Origin of the sequence: Streptomyces sp. NPDC052040, from assembly GCF_044548405.1 — a bacterium.
Classification (GTDB): domain Bacteria; phylum Actinomycetota; class Actinomycetes; order Streptomycetales; family Streptomycetaceae; genus Streptomyces.
The window spans coordinates 132,592-148,459 of sequence record NZ_JBIUBV010000011.1 but is presented as its reverse complement, the minus strand read 5'-3'; the positions used below and the strand labels follow the sequence as shown (position 1 = coordinate 148,459).

The 15,868-nt window shown below is 72.8% G+C and carries 13 protein-coding genes; 7 read left to right on the top strand and 6 right to left on the bottom strand.

What is annotated here, in order from left to right; genetic code table 11:
• The first annotated feature begins 181 nt into the window (after positions 1-181).
• The 4 genes from ACIHAA_RS22185 to ACIHAA_RS22170 all read left to right on the top strand — a co-directional run bounded on the left by ACIHAA_RS22185 (position 182) and on the right by ACIHAA_RS22170 (position 3,853).
• Positions 182-1,711: a flavin-containing monooxygenase gene (locus ACIHAA_RS22185; RefSeq protein ID WP_399819728.1), complete on the top strand. Its 1,530-nt coding sequence runs from the start codon at positions 182-184 to the stop codon at positions 1,709-1,711.
• A complete protein-coding gene (locus ACIHAA_RS22180; RefSeq protein ID WP_399819726.1) occupies positions 1,708-2,634 on the top strand; it encodes an alpha/beta fold hydrolase in 927 nt (308 codons plus the stop codon). Before ACIHAA_RS22185 ends, ACIHAA_RS22180 begins: the two co-directional genes overlap by 4 nt.
• Positions 2,631-3,515 carry an SDR family oxidoreductase gene (locus ACIHAA_RS22175; protein WP_399819724.1) on the top strand — a complete coding sequence of 295 codons (885 nt, stop codon included), beginning with the start codon at positions 2,631-2,633 and terminating at the stop codon, positions 3,513-3,515. Before ACIHAA_RS22180 ends, ACIHAA_RS22175 begins: the two co-directional genes overlap by 4 nt.
• An 83-nt stretch (positions 3,516-3,598) precedes the next feature.
• Positions 3,599-3,853: a hypothetical protein gene (locus ACIHAA_RS22170; RefSeq protein WP_399819722.1), complete on the top strand. Its 255-nt coding sequence runs from the start codon at positions 3,599-3,601 to the stop codon at positions 3,851-3,853.
• Positions 3,854-3,991: 138 nt separating this feature from the next.
• On the opposite strand, the gene ACIHAA_RS22165 is transcribed toward ACIHAA_RS22170, so the two are convergent.
• The gene (locus tag ACIHAA_RS22165) at positions 3,992-7,507 is read right to left on the bottom strand and encodes a S41 family peptidase (RefSeq protein ID WP_399819720.1); all 3,516 of its coding nucleotides are present in this window, start codon (positions 7,505-7,507) and stop codon (positions 3,992-3,994) included.
• Positions 7,508-7,799: 292 nt separating this feature from the next.
• Here ACIHAA_RS22165 and ACIHAA_RS22160 point away from each other — a divergent pair, with 292 nt between their 5' ends.
• The gene (locus ACIHAA_RS22160; RefSeq protein WP_399819718.1) at positions 7,800-8,399 is read left to right on the top strand and encodes a TetR/AcrR family transcriptional regulator; all 600 of its coding nucleotides are present in this window, start codon (positions 7,800-7,802) and stop codon (positions 8,397-8,399) included.
• A 109-nt stretch (positions 8,400-8,508) separates the two neighbouring features.
• Positions 8,509-10,734, top strand: coding sequence for an MMPL family transporter (locus tag ACIHAA_RS22155; RefSeq protein ID WP_399819716.1), 2,226 nt, complete (start codon positions 8,509-8,511; stop codon positions 10,732-10,734).
• Positions 10,735-10,895: 161 nt separating this feature from the next.
• On the opposite strand, the gene ACIHAA_RS22150 is transcribed toward ACIHAA_RS22155, so the two are convergent.
• Complete coding sequence (locus ACIHAA_RS22150; protein ID WP_399819714.1) at positions 10,896-11,237, bottom strand: SsgA family sporulation/cell division regulator; 342 nt, start codon at positions 11,235-11,237, stop codon at positions 10,896-10,898.
• Positions 11,238-11,407: 170 nt separating this feature from the next.
• Between ACIHAA_RS22150 and ACIHAA_RS22145 the strand changes: the two genes are divergently transcribed.
• Positions 11,408-12,568 (top strand): serine hydrolase domain-containing protein, encoded by a 1,161-nt coding sequence (locus ACIHAA_RS22145; RefSeq protein ID WP_399819712.1) that lies wholly within the window; start codon positions 11,408-11,410, stop codon positions 12,566-12,568.
• A gap of 35 nt (positions 12,569-12,603) precedes the next feature.
• Here the strand turns inward: ACIHAA_RS22145 and ACIHAA_RS22140 are convergent, their stop codons facing one another.
• From ACIHAA_RS22140 to ACIHAA_RS22125, 4 genes are all read right to left on the bottom strand, one after another.
• Positions 12,604-12,879 carry a DUF1876 domain-containing protein gene (locus tag ACIHAA_RS22140; protein ID WP_399819710.1) on the bottom strand — a complete coding sequence of 92 codons (276 nt, stop codon included), beginning with the start codon at positions 12,877-12,879 and terminating at the stop codon, positions 12,604-12,606.
• 168 nt (positions 12,880-13,047) lie between these two features.
• A complete protein-coding gene (locus ACIHAA_RS22135; protein ID WP_399819708.1) occupies positions 13,048-13,893 on the bottom strand; it encodes an EamA family transporter in 846 nt (281 codons plus the stop codon).
• Positions 13,890-14,105: a hypothetical protein gene (locus ACIHAA_RS22130; RefSeq protein ID WP_399819707.1), complete on the bottom strand. Its 216-nt coding sequence runs from the start codon at positions 14,103-14,105 to the stop codon at positions 13,890-13,892. The genes ACIHAA_RS22135 and ACIHAA_RS22130 overlap by 4 nt, the downstream gene beginning before the upstream one ends.
• 61 nt (positions 14,106-14,166) lie before the next feature.
• On the bottom strand, positions 14,167-15,834 hold the full coding sequence (locus ACIHAA_RS22125) for a penicillin-binding transpeptidase domain-containing protein (protein WP_399819705.1): 1,668 nt from the start codon (positions 15,832-15,834) through the stop codon (positions 14,167-14,169).
• Positions 15,835-15,868: the final 34 nt, after the last annotated feature.

The window sequence follows — 15,868 nt, the reverse complement described above, 5'->3', positions numbered from 1 at the left end:
CCCGTCCTCTGCCACGCCCGCACCCTACGTCGTACCGCGGGTGGCTTTCCTTGTCCCGCCCCCTACCCATCGGTACGCGGCTGCCCTACGCTCCCATTGCGCCAGTGTTCACTGGCATAGTCCTACCGGCTCCCTGACCAGCCGTCAGCCGGGCCGGCCGCAGGGAGCGGGAGGCTTCGGGATGGCCGAGCAGGAACATGTGCCCCATGTGCGGGTGGCGGTGATCGGGTCCGGGTTCGGCGGCCTCGGCGCCGCCGTGCGGCTGCGCCGGGAGGGCGTCACCGACTTCGTCGTCCTGGAACGGGCGAGCGGCGTCGGCGGAACCTGGCGGGACAACAGCTATCCCGGCTGCGCCTGCGACGTGCCCTCACACCTGTACTCGTTCTCCTTCGCGCCCAACCCCGACTGGCCGCGCGCCTTCTCCGGGCAGGAGCACATCCGCGCCTATCTGGAGCGGGTGGCGGACGTCTTCGGACTGCGCCCTCATCTGCGCTTCGACTCCGAAGTGAAGCTGATGACCTGGGACCCCGACCGGCTGCACTGGGCCGTCGAGACCAGCAGCGGGCCGCTCACCGCCGATGTGGTCGTCTCCGCCACCGGGCCGCTGTCCGACCCCAGGATCCCCGACATCCCGGGCCTCGACAGCTTCCCCGGGAAGGTCTTCCACTCCGCCCGCTGGGACCACGACTACGATCTGCGCGGCAAGCGCGTCGCCGTCATCGGCACCGGCGCCTCCACGGCCCAGATCGTCCCCGCCATCCAGCCGCTGGTCGGACGGCTCACCCTCTTCCAGCGCACCCCGCCCTGGGTGCTGCCCCGGGTCGACCGGGAGATCGGCGCTTTGGAGCGACGGCTGCACCGGACGCTGCCCTTCACCACCCGGCTGCGCCGCAGCTTCCTCTGGGGCATCCGGGAACTCCAGGTGCAGGCCTTCACCCGGCACCCCGGCGAACTGGGCCTGGTCGAGCGGATGGCCCGGCGCAACCTGGCGCGGTCGGTCCCGGATCCCGCGCTGCGGGCCAGGCTGACTCCGGACTACCGCATCGGCTGCAAGCGGATCCTGCTGTCCAACACCTACTATCCGGCGCTCACCCGGCCCAACGCGCAGGTCGTCGCCGGTCTGAGCGAGGTCCGCGGCTCCACCCTGATCGCGGCGGACGGCACCGGGACCGAGGCCGACGCGATCGTCTTCGGCACCGGCTTCCATGTCACCGACATGCCGATCGCCGACCGGGTGGTCGGCGCCGACGGGCGGACGCTCGCCCGGGCGTGGAGCGGCGGCATGCAGGCGCTGCGCGGCGCCACCGCCGCCGGATTCCCCAACTGGATGTCCATCATCGGGCCCAACACCGGCCTCGGGAACTCCTCGATGATCCTGATGATCGAGTCCCAGCTGAACTATCTGGCCGACTATCTGCGGCAGTTGGAGACGCTCGGCGGCCGGGTCGCGCTCGACGCCCGGCCGGAGGCCGTCGACGCCTGGAACCACAAGGTGCAGGAACGCATGAAACGCACGGTCTGGAACAGCGGCTGCACCAGCTGGTACGTCGACGCAGGCGGCCGCAACACCACCCTCTGGCCGGGGACCACCACCGAGTTCCGCGCCGCCACCCGCCGCGTCGACCTGGGCGAGTACCGGGTCGTCCGGGCCCCCGTGGCGGCGGCCCCGGCCGGGAGCCCCGCCGGGACGCGGACGGAGGCACGCGCATGAGCCGCCCGGCACATGTCACCGGCGGGCCCTACGCCCCGCCGGTCCCCGTACAGGAGCTGACCGTCCGCTCCGCCGACGGCGCCCGTCTGCACACCGAGATCCACGGTCCGAAGGACGCGCCCGCGGTGGTCCTCGCCCACGGCTGGACCTGCTCGACCGCCTTCTGGGCGGCGCAGATACGCGACCTGGCCGCCGACCACCGGGTGATCGCCTACGACCAGCGCGGCCACGGGCGCAGTCCCGTGAGCGACGCCTGCACCGCCGAGGCGCTCGCCGACGACCTGGAAGCGGTGCTCGCCGCCACCCTCGCACCCGGGGAGCGGGCCGTGGTCGCGGGCCACTCCATGGGCGGGATGACGGTGCTGGCCGCCGCCGGGCGCCCCCGTTTCCGGGCGCACACGGCCGCCGTGCTGCTGTGCAGCACCGGGAGTACCCGCCTGATCGACGAGGCCCTGGTGCTGCCGCTGCCCGCCGGACGGCTGCGCACCTGGCTCACGGCGCGGGTGCTGGGTTCCCGCGCTCCGCTCGGGCCCGTCTCCCCGGCCTCCCTGCGCGTCCTCAAGTACGCCACCATGGGCGCCGGTTCGACCCCCGCCATGGTGGAGGCGTGCGCCCGGGTGGTGCACGGCTGCCCGCGCCGGGCGCGCCACGCCTGGTCGCGCATGCTGGCCGGACTGGATCTGGCGGACGGCACAAGGGAGTTGACCGTGCCGACCGAGGTGCTGGTCGGCACCGCCGACCGGCTCACCCCGCCGGTCCACACCCGCACGCTGGTCGCGGCCCTGCCGCACTGCGTGGGCAGCACGGAACTGCCGGGTCTCGGCCATATGACCCCGGTGGAGGCGCCGGACCTGGTCACCGCCAGGATCCGCGCACTGGTCACCGCGTACACGGACAACACACAGGTCAGGGAGGGTGCATGAGCAAGGTGAGCCTGGAGGGCCGGGTGGCCGTCGTCACCGGCGCCGCACGGGGCGTCGGCGAGCTGCTGGCCCGCAAACTGTCGGCCCGCGGGGTGCGGGTCGCACTCGTCGGCCTTGAGGCGGACGCCCTCAAGGAGGTGTCCGGGCGGCTGTACGGGGAGAGCGGCCACTGGTACGCCGATGTCACCGACCAGGAGACCATGACCCGGGTCGCGGCCGAGGTGAAGGAGCGCTTCGGGAGGACCGACATCGTGGTCGCCAACGCCGGTGTGGCGAACGGCGGTCCGTTCGCCGCCTCCGATCCCGAGTCCTGGCGGCGGGTCATCGAGGTCAATCTCATCGGCTCGGCGGTGACCGCCCGGGCCTTCCTCCCGGCGCTGATCGAGAGCCGCGGCTATCTGCTCCAGATCGCCTCGCTCGCGGCGATCACCCCCGCCCCCCTGATGACGGCGTACTGCGCCTCCAAGTCCGGTGTGGAGGCGTACGCGCACAGTCTGCGCGCCGAGGTCGCCCACCACGGCGTGGGCGTCGGGGTCGGGTATCTCTCCTGGACCGACACGGACATGGTGCGCGGCGCCGACCAGGACGAGGTGATGCGGGAGCTGCGCCGACGGCTGCCGTGGCCGGCCGGCAAGACCTATCCGCTGGGCCCCGCGGTGGAGCGGCTGGTGGCCGGGATCGAGCGGCGGTCCGCCCATGTCTACGGGCAGGCGTGGCTGCGCGGGATGCAGTCGGTGCGCGGGTATCTGCCGGGGTTCATCGCCGCGACCGGGGCCCGGGAGCTGCGACGGCTGGCGCCGCGGCTGGCGGGGGCGCGGACCGGCCTCGTGGGGGCGGGCGGCGAGGCCGATGAGCAGCAGCGCCATACGCTCCGTAACTGATCGAAATGCGCAGCGTGTCGGTGCGTGTAAGGCTGGTCGAGCCCGATCCCCCTCACCCAGTACGGGAGTGAACCCTCATGGGCATGAAGGACCAGTTCCAGGACAAGGCCGAGCAGATGAAGCAGCAGGCCAAGCAGAAGGCGCAGCAGACCAAGCAGCAGGGCCAGGAGCGTGGGCAGCAGGCCCAGGAGCGCGGCCAGCAGCAGGCCCACGAGCGCGGGCAGCAGGCGCAGGAGCGCGGCCGCCAGGGTCAGGAGCGCGGGCGCCAGCGCGACGACGACACGCGGCGCGCGCAGGACGACCAGGAGGACCGCTTCAACCAGGACTACGACATGTAGTTGAGGGTCCGGCCTTGACCGTGTGTGGGGCGTCCCCCGAAGGGCGCCCCACACACGCGTACGCCCACATGTGCGTACGGCCGGTCGGTGCCGTCCGGTCGGCGGCCCAGTCCGTCGGGTGCTGGTCCGTCGGGCGGGTCAGTCCGTCGGGTGCTGGTCCGTCGGGCGCGGCGGCAGTTTCGGGCGGGTCCGGTCCGGGACGTCGCTGTAGTCCGGCGGGGTGGCGGCCGGTTGGGTCACCAGCATCTCCAGGGCCAGTTCGACCGCGTCGCTCAGCTGCCGGTGGCGGCCCTCCGCCCAGTCCAGCGGGGTGCGCAGGATCTCCACGTCCGGACTGACGCCGTGGTTCTCGACCGACCAGCCGTAGGCGTCGAACCAGGCCGCGTTCATCGGGACCGTGATCACCGTGCCGTCGCCCAGGCGGTGGCGGCCGGTCATGCCCACCACACCGCCCCAGGTGCGCTGGCCCACCACCGGGCCCAGCTTCAGCAGTTTGAACGCCGCCGTGATCATGTCGCCGTCGGAGGCCGTGGCCTCGTCGGCCAGTGCCACGAGCGGCCCGCGGGGGGCGTTCGAGGTGTACGACACCGGCTGGGCGTTGCGCGTCAGGTCCCAGCCGAGGATCGTGCGCGTCAGCTTCTCCACGACCAGTTCGCTGATGTGGCCGCCCGCGTTGCCCCGTACGTCCACGATCAGCGCGGGCCGTGAGACCTCCATCCGCAGATCCCGGTTGAACTGCGCCCAGCCGGAGCCGCCCATGTCCGGGATGTGCAGATAGCCGCAGCGTCCGTCGCTCAACTCCCGTACCACCGAACGGCGTTTGGCCACCCAGTCCTGGTAGCGCAGCGGCCGCTCGTCGATCAGCGGGATCACGGCGACCCGGCGCGAGCGCCCGTCCCCCTCGGCGGCCCGGAAGGTCAGCTCGACCGTCGTCCCGCCCGCGCCCGCCAGCAGCGGATAGGGGCCCGTCACCGGGTCCACCGGCCGCCCGTCCACCTGGGCCAGGACGGCACCCTCCCGGATCCCCATGCCTGCCAGCGGCGAGCGCGCCTTGGAGTCCGAGGACTCGCCCGGCAGGATCCGCTTCACCGTCCACCGGCCGTCCCGCCGTACGAAGTTGGCGCCGAGCAGGCCCTGATAGCGCTGGTAGTGGGCCGGGCCCTCGTTGCGCCGGGCCGGGGACACATAGGCGTGGGAGGTGCCCAGCTCGCCGAGCACCTCGCGCAGCAGGTCCGCGAACTCGTCGGGCGAGGCGACCCGTTCGACCAGCGGCCGGTACTGCGCCAGCACCGCGTCCCAGTCGATCCCGCACATCTGCGGCTCCCAGAAGTACGCCCGGATGATCCGGCCCGCCTCCTCGTACGCCCCCCGCCACTCCGCCCCGGGGTCCACCTCGTGCATGATCCGGCGCGCGTCGATCCACACCGTCGAGTCGCTGTCGCCGGGCTCGGTCGAGGGGACCGCGCGCAGCTCGCCCTCGTCGACCACCACCAGCCGGGCCCCGTCCCCGCTCACCGCGTACCAGTCCAGGTCGGCGACCAGTTCGGACTTCTTCGCCTTGCTGATGGAGAAGTGCTCCAGGGTGGGCCGGCCCGAGGCGTCGTCCGGGTTGAGGAAGGTCTCGCCGAGCGCGCCCGAGATGGGCCAGCGCAACCAGACCACGCCCCCGCCCGCGACCGGGTACAGCGAGGAGTACTTCGAGGCGGGGACCGGGAAGGGGGTCACCCGGCTCTCCAGGCCCTCGGCCTCGACGAGCACCACCCCGCTGCCCTCCTCCCCCTCCAGCGGGTCCAGGCCCCCGGCCGCGGGGCGCCCCTCCGGGTTCAGCGCGAAGGGGGACGGGGTCGCCGAGGACAGCGGCGCCAGATAGGGGCGGCAGCCGAGCGGGAAGGACAGGTCCCCGGTGTGCACGTCGTACACCGGGTCGAAACCGCGCCAGGACAGAAAGGCCAGATAGCGGCCGTCGCGGGTGAACACCGGATTCTCGTCCTCGAAGCGGCCGTTGGTGACGTCGACGACGAGTCCGTCCCTGATCCGCCCCAGCCTGATCTGCCGCAGCGACCGGCCGATCCCCGGCTGCGACCAGGCCAGCCAGGCGCCGTCCGGGGAGAACGCCAGGTCCCGCACGGGCCCGTTGAGCGAACGGACCAGCTCGGTGACCCCGGTGTCCTCTCCCGCGGCCGGGGGCTCCCCTTCGGTGCCCTCTGCTGCCGCTGTGGTGTCCGTGGTGCCTCTGGTCTCCTCGCCGTCCGTGGCTGCCGTGGTCCCGCCGGTCTCCTCGCCGTCCGCGGCCGCCGTGGTCCCGCTGGTCTCCTCACCCTCCGTGGCAGTCCCGCCGGGCGCCCCGCTCCCGGTGGTGTCCACGGCCCCGCCGGGCGGCTCCTCCAGCTCCGCCCCGTTCGTGATGTCGACCAGCAGCAGCCGTCCGTCGTGGGAGGCGATCGCGAGGCGTTCGCCCGCCGGGTCCGCGGCCATTTCCAGGACCCGGCCCAGCCGCCCCCCGGCCAGCAGGCGCGGCGCACGGTCGCCCGAGGCCCGCGGCAGTGAGGCGATCTCGATCGCGTCCTCGCCCTCCGCGTCGGTGACGTAGGCGATCTGCCCGGTCTCGCCCAGCATCTCCGGCAGCCGCACCCTGACTCCCGGGGGGTCCGTGATCGTACGGGCGGGGCCGTCGCGGTGGGTGAGCCAGTACAGGCTGCCGCGGACCACCACCGCGCTGGCCCGCCCGGTGTCGTCGACCGCGATGCCGTCCACGTGCTGCGCAGCGGGCACCTGGTAGGGGCGGCGCCCGGCGCGCGGGCCGCCCAGCCGGATGCCGAGGCGGCGCGGGACCGAGTCGGGGGACAGGTCGTCGACGAGCCACACCTCGCCCGCGCACTGGTACACCACCCGGGTGCCGTCGCTGGACGCGTGCCGGGCGTAGAAGGCGTCGTGGTCGGTGTGGCGGCGCAGGTCCGAGCCGTCGTGGGCGCAGGAGTACAGATTCCCGATGCCCTCGTGGTCGGAGAGGAACGCGATCCGGTCGCCCACGAACATGGGGGAGTCGAGATGGCCGTCGATCCCGGCGAGCAGCTGCTTCCCGTGCAGCCAGAGGCGGCCCGTCGCGCCGCCCCGGTAGCGCTTCCAGGAGGCCGGTTCGTGCGGGGGCGTGCCGGTGAGCAGCAGGGTCAGATGCTCGCCGCCGACGTCCGCGACGGCGATGTCGGCGGCCGGGCCCCAGGGGAGCTTGCCGCCGGGGTCGCCGTCGGTGGGGACCTTGTAGGCCCAGGTGTAGTGGGCGAAGGGCTCGCCCTGCGAACCGACGGCGAGGATCTCGGAGTGCCCGTCCGGCTCGGGGGGTGTCCAGCCGCAGACGCGGGTGTCGGCGTTGCCCCAGTAGGTCACCCGACGGCTGGGGCCGCCGTCCACCGCCACCAGGTGGATCTCCGGGAGCGGAGTGCGCCAACTGGTGTACGCGATATGGCGGCCGTCGGGCGAGAAGCGGGGATGAGCGATCTTGGTGCGGTCGACGGTCAGCCGCCAGGCGCGGCCGGGCCCCTCCAGCGGGGCCACCCACAGGTCGTCCTCGGCGGCGAAGCAGAGTCGGTCGCCGTGCAGATGCGGGAAGCGGAGATAGCCGGGGGCGTTCTCGTGTCCGTCGCTCTTGTGGCTCACCTACCCATGTTTTTCCCGCCGGGAGGCCGCGGCAACTCGTGGGCCGTTCGGGTGGCCACGCCGTGCGCCCCCGGCGGCCGCCCGAGCGGCTCTCCGGGAAGGAGCACCGCTCCGGGCGCCGCGCGCCCCGGTGACAGCGCGCAGGCGCGCGCCGGTTGAGCGGCGGGCCCGTGATGCACGACACGTACGAAACGGTTTCGTTTCGTTCGCCGGGCCGGGTATCTTCGTGGTGGTACGAAACCGTGTCGTCCGGAGCGTTGCCGCTTCGGGCGCGGAGCAGGAGGTGGGCCGGATGACTGAGATCGCGGCGACGCGGCGCAGCCGGATCACCCCCGAGCGCGAGGCCGAGCTCTACGAGTCGGTGCTCGGACTGCTCCGGGAGGTCGGCTATGACGCCCTGACCATGGACGCCGTCGCCACCCGCACCCGGTCCAGCAAGGCCACCCTCTACCGCCAGTGGGGCGGCAAGGCCGAGCTGGTCGTCAAGGCACTCCGGCACGGCAAGCCGAGCCGGGTCGAGCAGATCGACACCGGTTCCCTCCGGGGCGACCTGCACGCCCTGGTGACCCACGAGGACGACTGCACGATGGAGCAGAACTCGGCGTTGATGCGGGGTGTCGCCATGGCGATGCACCACAACGACGATCTGCGCCAGGCGTTCCGTGAGCAGCTGATCGAACCGGAGATGACCAACTTCCAGCAGGTGCTGGGACGCGCGGTCGCCCGCGGCGAGATCCGTCCCGACTGCCCCGCGCTGGACTTCCTGGTGCACATGATGGTCGGCGGCTTCGCCACCCGCACGCTGCTGGAGGACCAGCCGCCGACGCAGGCCTTCCTCACCTCGTACATCGACGCCGTGGTCCTCCCCGCCCTCGGCGTGCCCACCACCTGACCCGATCGCGCCGGTCCCCAGCCGGCCGCACCTGACGTCACCGCTCATGTCGTCGGGCTGATGACCCCTGCCCCGAAACACCCCACGACCTGACCGGGAGTACGCCCTCGTGGCCACCTATCTCTATCGACTCGGCCGACTCGCCTTCCGGCGACGGCATTTCGTCGCCCTGATCTGGGTGGCGCTGCTGACGCTCGCGGGCGTCGGCGCCGCCAGCGCCCCCACCGCGGGCGCCTCCTCCTTCTCCATCCCCGGCACCGAGGCCCAGCACGCCTTCGACCTGCTGGAGCAGCGCTTCCCCGGGATGAGCGCCGACGGGGCGACCGCCCGGGTCGTCTTCAAGGCGCCCGGCGGCGAGAAGGTGACGGCGCAGGACCGCAAGGCGGTCATCGAGAAGACCGTCCGGGACCTGCGCGGCGGCTCCGAAGTCGCCTCCGTCGCCGATCCGTTCACCGCCCACGCGGTCAGCAAGGACGGGACCATCGCCTATGCCCAGGTGAAGTACAAGGTCTCCGGCATGGAACTCCAGGACGCCTCCAAGGACGCCCTGAAGGCGGCCGCGCAGCAGGCGCGGAACGGCGGGCTGACCGTCGAGGTCGGCGGTGACGCGCTCCAGGCCATCCCGGAGACCGGTGCCTCCGAGGTCATCGGCATCGCGATCGCCGCGGTCGTCCTGGTCATCACCTTCGGTTCGCTGGTGGCGGCCGGACTGCCCCTGCTCACCGCCCTGATCGGGGTGGGCATCGGCGTCTCGACGATCACCGCGCTGGCGAACGCCCTGGACCTGGGCTCCACCACCTCCACCCTGGCGATGATGATCGGCCTCGCGGTCGGCATCGACTACGCGCTGTTCATCGTCTCCCGCTACCGGGCCGAGCTGGCCGAGGGCCACGAGCGCGAGGAGGCGGCGGGCCGGGCGGTCGGCACGGCGGGCTCCGCGGTGGTCTTCGCGGGTCTGACGGTCGTGATCGCGCTGGTGGGTCTCGCCGTGGTCAACATCCCCATGCTGACCAAGATGGGCGTCGCGGCGGCGGGCACGGTCGCCATCGCCGTACTGATCGCGCTGACGATGATCCCGGCGCTGCTCGGCTACGCGGGCCGCAAGGTCATGCCGGCAGGCGAGAAGAGCAGGCTGCTGGGCGGCGGCCGGCCCGCCGCGGCCAAGGACCGGCCCAACATGGGCACGCGCTGGGCGAGCTTCGTCGTCCGCCGCCCGCTGACCGTGCTGCTGCTGGGTGTGGTGGCGCTCGGCGCCGCGGCCGTACCGGCCTCCAAGCTGGAGCTGGGCCTGCCGGACGACGGCTCGCAGCCGGTGTCCACCACGCAGCGCCGGGCGTACGACCTGCTCTCCGAGGGCTTCGGCCCCGGCTTCAACGGGCCGCTGATGGTCGTGGTCGACGCCAAGTCGAGCGACGACCCCAAGGCCGCGGTCACCACGGTGAGCAACGAGATCAAGGACATGAAGGACGTCGTCACGGTGACCCCGGCGACCTTCAACAAGTCCGGTGACACCGCGATGATCACCGTGATCCCGGGCTCCAAGCCGTCCTCCACCACCACCGAGGACCTGGTGCACGACATCCGGGACGCGGGTCCCGGCATCACCGCGCACACCGACGCCAAGCTGCTGGTCACCGGCACGACGGCGATGAACATCGATGTCTCGCAGAAGCTGAACGACGCCCTGGTCCCGTATCTCGCGCTGGTGGTGGGCCTCGCCTTCCTCCTGCTGATCGTGGTCTTCCGTTCGATCCTGGTCCCGCTGAAGGCGGCCCTCGGCTTCCTGCTCTCGGTGACGGCGGCGCTCGGCGCGGTGGTCGCGGTCTTCCAGTGGGGCTGGCTGTCCGGCCTGATGGGCGTCGAGGAGACCGGACCGGTCATGTCGATGATGCCGATCTTCATGGTGGGCGTGGTCTTCGGCCTGGCGATGGACTACGAGGTCTTCCTCGTGACCCGGATGCGGGAGGCGTACGTCCACGGGGAGGCCCCCGGCCAGGCGATCGTGACCGGCTTCCGGCACGGCGCCCGGGTGGTCACCGCGGCCGCGGTCATCATGATCGCCGTCTTCTCCGGCTTCATCGGCTCCAGCGAGTCGATGATCAAGATGATCGGCTTCGGCCTGGCGATCGCGGTGTTCTTCGACGCCTTCGTGGTCCGTATGGCGCTGGTGCCCGCGGTCCTGGCGCTCCTCGGCCGCAGGGCCTGGTGGCTGCCGAAGTGGCTGGACCGCGTCCTGCCCAATGTGGACGTCGAGGGCGAGGGGCTGCGCACCGGGGCCGGGACGGACTCCAGGGACCCGGACGCCGACCCGGACCGCAAGCTGCTGCGGGCCTGACCGCCGCGGGCGGTCCCGGTGCCCGGCCGGGCACCGGCGGTCCGGGAACATGACCAGGCAGGGCGCCCCGCAGTGAAGCGGGGCGCCCTGCCCGTGTCCGTCCCCGTGCGGTCCCGTCCGCGGCGCGTCTGCCACTCCGTCCGCTGCACTCCGTCCGCTGCTCAGCGGACGGGGGCGGCGGTCGCCAGATAGGTCCGGTGCAGGAAGTGCAGCAGCTCCTTGGACTCGAACTGGACGACCTCGGTCCCGCGCGGCGAATGCAGCTCCATCACGGCCTGGACCCGGCCGCAGGGCCAGATGCGGACATCGCCGCTGCCCGCCGGGGCGCGCAGCCCCTGCTCCAGGAGGTCCCGGGAGAAGACCCACTCATGGGGGCCGGGGAGGCCGATATGGACGGAGCGGTCCCGGTCCGGGTCGTAGCGCAGGATCACGGGGACCGCGTCCGGCGCTTCTGGGGAGTCGGTGACGACATGGGCGCGTGCGTACTGTTCCACCACGGACATCGGGCCGCTCCTCACACCGGGCCACCTCATCGGAATCTCATACTCCGATTCACTCTCCAATGTCGCATATGCGGACAAAAAGGGCATCGGTCGTGATGCCGGGGTGAGGAATCGAAGGCGGTACGCCTGTGTTTCACTCGCTGTCGAAGGCGAGTGAAGGGAATGCGGGTGTGGACGTGAACGGCAGGGTGGCCGAGGGCTTCGAGCCGGTCAGGGACGCGTTCGTACGGAACTTCGAGACGCTGGGGGAGCGCGGCGCGGCGGTGGCCGTGTACCGGGACGGGCGCAAGGTCGTGGACCTCTGGGGCGGCACCCGTGACATCGACGGCACCCGGCCGTGGGAGCGGGGCACCGCGCAGATCGTGCGCTCGGCCACCAAGGGGGTCGCCGCCGCCGTCCTGCTGATGCTGGCCGAACGCGGTGAACTGGACCTGGACGCGCCGGTCGGCCACTACTGGCCGGAGTTCAAGGCGCACGGCAAGGAGCGCACGCTGGTACGGCACATACTGGCGCACCGCGCCGGGACACCGGTGCTCGACCGGCCGCTCACGCCCGCCGAGGCGGCCGACCCGGACACCGCCTCCGCCGCGCTGGCCGCCCAGGCCCCCGCCTGGGAGCCCGGCACGGACCATGGCTACCACGCACAGACGTACGGCTGGCTGACGAACGAACTGGTGCGGCGGGTCACCGGCCGCTCGGTCGGCGAGTGGACCGCCGCCGAGATCGCCGGACCGCTCGGTCTGGATCTCTGGGTGGGCCTGCCCCGGGAGCAGGCACACCGGGCGGGGCGGGTCGGCCCCCTGGAGGTGCGGGCGCAGGACGGCGCGCTGCGCGCCCGCCCCAAACGCGCGGTGGCGGAGGCGTACGCGGACCCGGGGAGCCTGACCCGCCGCGCCTTCGCCGCCATCACCCCGGCACCCGAAGAGAACGACTCCGCCTACCGCGCGGCGGTCCTGCCCGCCTCCAACGGCATCGCCACGGCGGACGGCCTGGCCCGCTTCTACGCGGCGCTGTCCGGCGAGCTCGACGGGACGCGGCTGTTCGCCCCCGAGACGCTGGAGCGGGCCCGCGCGGAGGCTTCGGCGGGCCCCGACCGGGTGCTGCTGGTCACCACCCGCTTCGGCCTCGGCTACATGCTGCACGGGAGCGCGTCCCCGCTGCTCGGACCCGGCTCCTTCGGCCACCCGGGCCGCGGCGGGGCGCTCGGCTTCGCGGACCCGGAGTCGGGCATCGCCTTCGGCTATGTCACCAACGGCTTCCGGGCGAGCGTCACCGCGGACCCGAGGGCACAGGCCCTGGTCCGTGCGGTGCGCGCGGTGCTGTCGGCGTAGGGCCGACGCGGGACCGGCGTGTCCGCGACCCGGGTTCAGTGGGTCAGCGGGCGGGACGTCCGGCCCGACGCCTCGTCGATCTCCTCGTGCGCCTTGGTGAGGAGCCGCATGGCCAGCTCGTTCAGCGCACGCGCGCCCGCGATCTCCTCCCCGACCCGGGGCTGATTGGAGTCGGTGTGGTGGCGGCTGGCGTATCCGCGGGACCGTACCTCGTTCCCGTCGGGAAGCCGTACCAGTGCCGCCGCCCGCGTCCGCTCGTCGTCCTCCTCGAATTCCAGCTCGACATGCCATCCCACTACGGTGTGCATCATGACGATCACCTCCGGAACCACTGATTCCAGGGTGCCTCTCCTCGCCCCCGGACGCATGGTCTGAGCGGCCCGCCACCGAGGCGGCGGGGGAGCGGAGACCCCGTCAGGAACGGGGCCGTCGTCGAGTCGGTGCGGGCGGGGCCGCCGTCCCCGGTGGCCGGGGTGCGGCTATCCGGTGTGCAGCATCAGGCCGATCCCGACCACCAGCAGCCCGGCCGCCGCGATGCGCGGGGCGCCGAAGCGCTCCTTGAAGAACACCGCGCCGATCGCGGCGCCGACGATGATCGAGGACTCGCGCAGGGCGGCGATCGGGGCCAGCGCGGCCCGCGTCTGGGCCCACAGGACGAGGGCGTACGCGGCCACCGACAGGGCCGAGCCAAGCAGGCCGAGCAGGGCGAACGGCCTGAGTTTCGCCACCGTCGCGCCGCGCCAGCGCAGCGCGGCGTACGCGGGGACCGCCAGGCCCTGGAGGGCCATGAGCCAGGCGATGTACCCGAAGGAGGAGCCGGAGGCGCGGACGCCGAGCCCGTCCAGCACGGTGTATCCCGCGATCGTCAGGCCCGTAGCGACCGCCGCGGCGATGGCCGCCCAGTCGGGTCGGCTGCCGCGCAGCCCCCACAGGGCCACCCCGGTGAGACCGGCGCAGGAGACGGCGACACCGGCCGCCGTCCAGCTGTCCGGCACCTCGTGCGCGAACACCGCCGCCAGCACGGTGACCACCAGCGGGGCGGTCCCGCGCGCGATGGGGTAGGCCTGCCCGAAGTCGCCGAGCCGGAAGGACCGCATCAGCAGGACGTAGTAGGCGATGTGGACGGCGGCCGAGGCGAGGAGGTACGGCCAGGCACCCGCCGCCGGGACGGAGGTGAAGAGGATCATCGCGAACCCGATGAGGGCGCCGCCGCCCCCGATCAGGGTGAAGCCGACCAGCTTGTCGGTGATCCGGTGGGCGATCGCGTTCCAGGAGGCGTGGGTGACGGCGGCCAGCAGGACCGCCGCGATGACGGCGGGCGTCATACGGTCCGCTCGCGCGCGTCCACCGGGATGCCGCCCGCGGGGGAGACCGGGACCCGCGGCGCCTTCGGGAAACCGGTACGGGAGGTGCCCGCGGCGGCCGTGCGGGCCGCGCCCGTCAACAGGCTTACAGGGGCGGGAAGTTGGGCGAGCCCCTGCTCGGCGGGTGTGTCGGCGGACGGGGGATGCGCTCCTGGGGATTCCGAAACGGTCATGCACCGCACGCTAGCGGTGGCCGTGCGGCGCGGGCGAACGGGATACGGGCCCGGCCGCCGCTCAGCTCCCGGCGCGCAGCAGCGCCGCCACGATCGGGCCCGCCGAGTCGCCGCCGTGGCCGCCCGCCTGGACCACGCCCGCGGCCGCCAGGTCGCCCTTCCATGCGGTGAACCAGCCGTTGGGCTGCTTCTGGCCGTCGACCTCCGCCGACCCCGTCTTGGCGCCGAAGTCCGGGCCCAGACCCGCCATCGCCTTGTCGGCGGTCCCCGCCGCCGCGGTGTACTGGAGGACCTCCTTCAACCGGTCCCGGGTGGCCGCCGACATGGCGCGGGCCGCCTTCGCCGTGGTGCGGTGGTCCACCGACGGGGAGACCAGATACGGCTGGTGGAAGACGCCCGTCTTCGCCGTCGAGACCACCGAGGCCATGTTCAGCGGGTTCATCCGCACACCGCCCTGGCCGATCAGCGAGGCCGCCATCTGGGCCGCGCTCTGCACCGGGACGGCGCCGTCGAAGGTGGGGACGCCTATCGCCCAGTTGTTCACGCCCAGGCCGTAGATCTGCTGGGCGACCCGGGTGAGGTCGTCGTCCTTGAGCTTGGTCGCCTGGCTGATGAAGGCGGTGTTGCAGGAGGCCGCGAAGCTCGCCTTGAACGTGCCGTTCTTGATCTCGAACTTGTCGTCGTTCTGGAACTTCCAGCCGCCGTACGTCACATACTTGGGGCACGGGTGCGGGCTGTCCGGCTTCGCCAGGCCCTTCTCGAACAGCAGCGTGGACGTCACGATCTTCATCGTGGAGCCCGGGGCGAGGGAGCCCTGGAAGGCCACATTGAAGCCGTGGCCCGAGTTCGCCACCGCGAGGATCTCGCCCGTGGAGGGCCGCACGGCCACCACGGACGCCCGGCTCCGCCCGTCCACCTGCTGCTCCGCCTTCGCCTGGAGCGCCGGGTCCAGCGTGGTCCGCACGGTGCCCGGGGTGCCCTCGCTCAGGGTCACCAGCGTCTTGTCGGGCGTCTTCTGGGCACCCTTGGCCGCCGCCCCGCGCACGATCCGCAGCTCGATACCGGCCTTGCCGCCGGCCTGCTTGCCGTACTTCTCGCGCAGGCCGTCCAGCACCGTCCCCAGCGAGGGGTATTTGGCCGCCGTCAGCTCGGCGCCGTCCCGGTCCAGCGCCCGGACGGGCGGCGTGCCCGCCTCGCCCGTCACCAGGCGGTCGCCCGCGGTCAGGTCGGGGTGCACCACCGACGGCTGCCAGCGCACCCGCGGCTCGCCGTCCCCGGCCCGGCGCACCACCGTCAGCTTCGTCGCGTAGGCCAGTGGTTTGCTCAACCCCCGGTACGACACCGTCGCCTTCACCGAGAAGGGGACCGAGGCCCCGGACGCCGTGCCGGGGGTCAGCGTGACACCGGTGAGATGCGCGTCCTTCCGGTACCCCGTCAGGAGCTGTGCCGCGGCGGACGAGTCGTCCGTGGCGGCCGCCGCCCGGGCGGCATCACCGTGCTGCCAGGACGTCAGGAACGCCGTGGCGGCCGTCCGGACCTCGGACGCCGAGAGCGGACCGGTCTTCACGGGCCGGTGATGGGCCGCGGCCGCCGTACCGTCGTCGGCCGCCGCGCCCCCCATCATGCTGTAGGCGCCGACCGCCCCGGCCAGACCGGCGGCGGCGATCAGTCCGCCGATCACCAGCGGTCTGCCGCTTCTCTGCTCGGCGACGCGTCTTCTCTTGCCCACAGCTCCCGATCCTCCGCAGTCCCCGGGTCTTCCG

What these genes read in the sequence shown, in the direction of transcription:
- ACIHAA_RS22185 (WP_399819728.1), top strand. Translation starts at nt 182, where the DNA reads ATGGCCGAGCAGGAACATGTGCCCCATGTGCGGGTGGCGGTGATCGGG.
- ACIHAA_RS22140 (WP_399819710.1), bottom strand. Translation starts at nt 12,879, where the DNA reads ATGATGCACACCGTAGTGGGATGGCATGTCGAGCTGGAATTCGAGGAG.
- ACIHAA_RS22150 (WP_399819714.1), bottom strand. Translation starts at nt 11,237, where the DNA reads ATGTCCGTGGTGGAACAGTACGCACGCGCCCATGTCGTCACCGACTCC.
- ACIHAA_RS22135 (WP_399819708.1), bottom strand. Translation starts at nt 13,893, where the DNA reads ATGACGCCCGCCGTCATCGCGGCGGTCCTGCTGGCCGCCGTCACCCAC.
- ACIHAA_RS22160 (WP_399819718.1), top strand. Translation starts at nt 7,800, where the DNA reads ATGACTGAGATCGCGGCGACGCGGCGCAGCCGGATCACCCCCGAGCGC.
- ACIHAA_RS22180 (WP_399819726.1), top strand. Translation starts at nt 1,708, where the DNA reads ATGAGCCGCCCGGCACATGTCACCGGCGGGCCCTACGCCCCGCCGGTC.
- ACIHAA_RS22170 (WP_399819722.1), top strand. Translation starts at nt 3,599, where the DNA reads ATGAAGGACCAGTTCCAGGACAAGGCCGAGCAGATGAAGCAGCAGGCC.
- ACIHAA_RS22175 (WP_399819724.1), top strand. Translation starts at nt 2,631, where the DNA reads ATGAGCAAGGTGAGCCTGGAGGGCCGGGTGGCCGTCGTCACCGGCGCC.
- ACIHAA_RS22130 (WP_399819707.1), bottom strand. Translation starts at nt 14,105, where the DNA reads ATGACCGTTTCGGAATCCCCAGGAGCGCATCCCCCGTCCGCCGACACA.